Annotated in this window: 4 protein-coding genes; all 4 read right to left on the bottom strand. The window is 43.7% G+C overall.

Annotation, left to right across the window (positions count from 1 at the left end; all coding sequences use genetic code 11):
- Window positions 1–356, bottom strand: a 356-nt coding sequence (locus GX089_17225; GenBank protein NLP04239.1) for a hypothetical protein, incomplete at its 3' end; no start/stop codon positions are given.
- Window positions 357–429: 73 nt separating this feature from the next.
- Entirely contained in the window at window positions 430–900 is a 471-nt protein-coding gene (locus tag GX089_17220; protein ID NLP04238.1) for a GNAT family N-acetyltransferase, read from the bottom strand.
- Window positions 901–1,405: 505 nt separating this feature from the next.
- On the bottom strand, window positions 1,406–2,218 hold the full coding sequence (locus GX089_17215; GenBank protein NLP04237.1) for a chain A iron centre cytochrome C protein: 813 nt from the start codon (window positions 2,216–2,218) through the stop codon (window positions 1,406–1,408).
- Window positions 2,211–2,516 (bottom strand): cytochrome c3 family protein, encoded by a 306-nt coding sequence (locus tag GX089_17210; GenBank protein NLP04236.1) that lies wholly within the window; start codon window positions 2,514–2,516, stop codon window positions 2,211–2,213. Before GX089_17210 ends, GX089_17215 begins: the two co-directional genes overlap by 8 nt.
- Window positions 2,517–2,742 lie beyond the last annotated feature (226 nt).

Here is a 2,742-nt window from a genome sequence, read left to right as displayed (position 1 = left end):
TAATTATCATTGAATTTAAGTGTTCCTAATTTATAATAAACTACCTCTAATAATTTACTAAAAGTACCATATCTTTTTTTTAATAATAATTTTTCAATAAGTGTCTTCGAAATTTTAACACCATTTACTAGCTCTTCTGAATCATTAAGATATTTTGCTTCAGACAACCAAAATCCTCCACTCTCAATTATTCCAAGCAATCCATGCAAATCTGTATAGTGAAAAATATCATTTTCAATATAATATAGATTTTTAAACTTTTTACTAAAGTATCTGTCTCTAGATGTAAATCTTGCCCTGAAAGGCCCACATTCAGAACTTTCTATAATTGCCTTGAAAGAATCAGACTTATTCATTTTATCTTAGTATAACGCTGGGCATAAGGCGCGGCGGCTTTTTGCCGTCGCCCTTAATGCCCCCTGGTTGTGCTCAGATCGTGTTTAATGCTTCTAATTGCATTATTACAGTCAGTATCCCTGCGGGATTTATTCCACCATCTTGGACGTCAGAAAAACCAAAGTCCAAATATAAGTTTCTTGCGGACTTTCCTTCATGGACCGATTTGTCAAAGGTTTGGACCGAAATATTTTTCTGCTGATTCAGCTTACTAATAGCGAATTCGATCAACTTTCGACCGCATCCATTTCCACGATATTGTTGTGATACTGCGAGCCATGCTATTTCATTTTTTTCTTTAGATATTACAACGCCACCAATTAATTTCTTGTTGTCTCCATTCGGTTCTGAATAGATGCAAAATGCAGTGCTTGAAGAAATCGCGTGCCTTAGAGCTTCTTGAAAGTCCAATTCCTCGGCCATAGGACCAAATAGTGGCTCGACTTCCCTTGCAAGTAGGATCCATCTCTCAAAATCTGTTTCTTGTGAACGAACAACTTCCATAATTATGTTACGCATCCTTTTTGTCTTTGAAGCACAACAGTATGAATCGGCCAAAGTTTTCTTGTAAATATGCTGAATAATTCTTTATTGAGCATACCGTTGCGTTCATCCCGTTGTCAATCGGAAAAAAACGTGGTTAAATTATGTAATTAGCTAATTTATCATTGCTTATTTAGATGATCTTTTTGTTGGTCAGGCATGTGTCCTTACTTGAAGCAAGTAGAACATCATGATATTTTTTGTGTTATGACAAAGGATAAAGGCAAATACGAGGCTGTATTTGGCAGGCCGGTTTCTTTCCCACGTTGGCGGAAGTGTGGAGGGTAGGGATCTATTCCATGAAAATCTGGGAGAGAAATTTTTATACGAAAGGATGAATTTTATTTCAAGCGTGAAGGCGTTGGACTAGACAAGGCTTTGCCGCAGCCTGTAGCCCCTTGAGCTGCAGATAAAGAAACGTTCACACCTGTCCGCTATAAAACAGGGGCAGGTGTGAACATCTGTTTCAGATATCGTCCTTTTTTCGAGGTGCTTCTGGGGTGCCTAGGCTGTGGCATTCCAGACAGTTGCGCTGGGCATTGATTCCATGGCCAGAAATAGGGGTCCAGTCGCTTGTTTCTTCATAGGTGTCGTCTTTCCACTCATTGAGTAATTCAACCAGATGATAGGCCACGCTTGCTGCAGTACGGGCACAGCGATCGCGCCGTTCCAGGCTGCCCAATGGTTTTTCCGACACTGCCATCCACTTACCTACCGATACATGGCACAGCGGAGATTCAGCAATGGTTCGTGGAATATTTTCTACCGGAACTTTCGGTTCTTTCGGGATAAAGGTCGGCATTGCCTGGTGGCCATACCAGTCCAGTATGTCAGCGCCGATGAAGTGACCAGTGCCTTCTTCATCGATAATTCGGGGGCCAAAGATCAGGTTGGCCACAATGGCGGCACCTGCGTTCGATCCGCATAGGGTGCCCCAATTCAGAATTCCTCCTTCAAGAAACATGAAACCATCGATTGGAAAAGAGCTGTACGGCTCTCCCACCTTTTCTCGTAGTTGAGAAAAAACAGCGCTGATAACCGCGCCGCCGCAAAATATTCGGTACCATTCTTGGTAGGCTATTTCAGCCGTTATTGTGGGGTCCAGCTTTTCATAGGGCCAAGGCCATTTCTGCATTGAAGCCGCTTGTTGGGCCTGCGCCTTGGAGGCAAACATGTGTCCACCTAAGGAGCCGAGAGCAGTTGCCGCGCAGATAGTTCCTACGCCTTTGAACCATCCTCTTCTCGTTATTTGTAGTTGTTGGCTTTCATGTTCATTCATTGGTGTGTTCCTCTTGTTTGCTTACATGGGATAGCTGAGGTATATGGCAAGCTCCACAACGGGCCTGATCGGTTGCATTTTGTACATGGCATTCCATGCAGAACCCATGGCCAACACGTTTGAAGGAAGCCCATTGCGCAGGCATGTCTGCTTTCTTATTGTGACAGGATTCACATCGTTCAACCTGATTACCAGGCGTGTAACGGACTGGTTTTCCAGAGGCGCCAACATCGTGGTGACAAGTCTCACATTCCAGCCAGGTGTGCTGCTGATGCGGAAAATACGCTGGGCGAGCCACTGATTCCCCATCAATTGTTGAACGCAATGTCAACATTTCCGGAACCCGCACTTCTGTATGTGCCAATGTGGGCGCGATCCACGCAAGACAGCAAAACATTGCGGTAGCCAATTGTATTTTTCTCAACTCCATAACACTCCTTCAATGTGTGGTGAATTATATCCAGGTGCCACAAGGGAAGGAGTTGCGCGGGCGACCTGGTGAATGACGGTATGTTTATTAAAAT

Origin of the sequence: Fibrobacter sp., from assembly GCA_012523595.1 — a bacterium.
Classification (GTDB): domain Bacteria; phylum Fibrobacterota; class Chitinivibrionia; order Chitinivibrionales; family Chitinispirillaceae; genus JAAYIG01.
This window is presented reverse-complemented; position numbering and strand designations above follow the sequence as displayed.